Origin of the sequence: Kitasatospora sp. NPDC007106 (assembly GCF_040634455.1) — a bacterium.
In the GTDB taxonomy this organism is placed as follows: Bacteria; Actinomycetota; Actinomycetes; order Streptomycetales; family Streptomycetaceae; genus Kitasatospora; species Kitasatospora arboriphila.
Genome location: NZ_JBEYFP010001406.1, coordinates 1 through 1,126, shown reverse-complemented (window position 1 = coordinate 1,126; position 1,126 = coordinate 1). Strand labels below are relative to the sequence as shown.

Below are 1,126 nucleotides of genomic sequence, written 5' to 3'. Positions count from 1 at the left end.
GGTGCCCCCTCCGTCAGGAGGACGCCGCCTCCGGTACCGCGGCGGCGATGCGGCCGGCGCCGAGGAAGACCAGCCGGTCGAGGCGGGCCCGGTACGGCCAGTCGTCGGCGCGGTAGAAGCAGAGGTCGCCGGGGGCCGGTGCGGTCCGCAGGTCGCCCGCGAAGCTGCCCTCCGGAAGGGCCGCGGCGGCCGCCCGCAGGGCGTCCTCCGCCCCCGACCACTCGCCGACCGGCTCCGGGAGGATCCAGGCCTCGCCGGTGTTGGGGAAGAACCAGGGCGCGGCAGCGGCCGCGGCGCGGGCGAAGTCCCGGGCCCCGGCGGCCCTGCGGGCGATCCGGGCCACCGTCAGCAGCAGGTCGGCGAGCGACTCGCCGAGCAGCGTCAGCTCCGGGTACTCGCGCAGCAGCCCCGCGTCGCCGGTCACCGACACGGCGTAGCCCCACTCCCCGGTGCCGGGATCGATCCGGACCTGGGCGATGGCGTGCTGCCGCCCGTACGCCGCCCGGGCGATCGGCCAGTAGCTGCCGTCGCCGCCGAGCATCCGGTGCACCTCCGGGTCGACCTCGTGCTCGGGGCCGCCGGGCCGCAGCCGCAGGACCGGCAGCCCGGCCACCGCGACGCCGCCGATCGCGCGCAGCACCGTCCGCACCTCCGGCGGCACCGGGACGGGCCAGCCGTCCATCTCGGCGTCGGTGCAGCCCGGGTCGAGCACCACGGACGCCGGGTGTTCGGCGGCGAGGGCCCGCAGCTCGGCGACCGCCCGTCGGCCCGCGTCGGCTGGCACGGCGTGGCGGCGCACCGGTCGACCGAGGAAGTCGCCGCTGACCACGGAGCGCACCAGCAGTGCCCGGCCGCCGCCCAGCATCTCGAACCGCAGCTCGCTGCTGCCGGTGTCGGCGGTGTTGTGGGCGTAGGTGTAGTACGGCTCGAAGTCGATCCGGCAGGGGAGGGCGGGCAGGTGGCGGAGGTCCGCGACGTCGGCGAGCTGGTCGCCGCGGCCGACCAGGGCGGCGAGGGCGGCGTCCGGACCCTCGGCGGCGGGGATGTTGGTCATGCCCCAGCTGAGCGGCGGGGTGGCGCCGTTGGTCTCGATCGGGTCGCCGCCGTCCAGCACGCCGCGCAGCGT

Annotated in this window: 1 protein-coding gene; it reads right to left on the bottom strand. The window is 77.7% G+C overall.

The features are described from left to right. Window positions 1-13 precede the first annotated feature (13 nt). The coding region (locus tag ABZ641_RS38845; RefSeq protein WP_359989414.1) for a hypothetical protein at window positions 14-1,126 on the bottom strand (1,113 nt) is incomplete at its 5' end.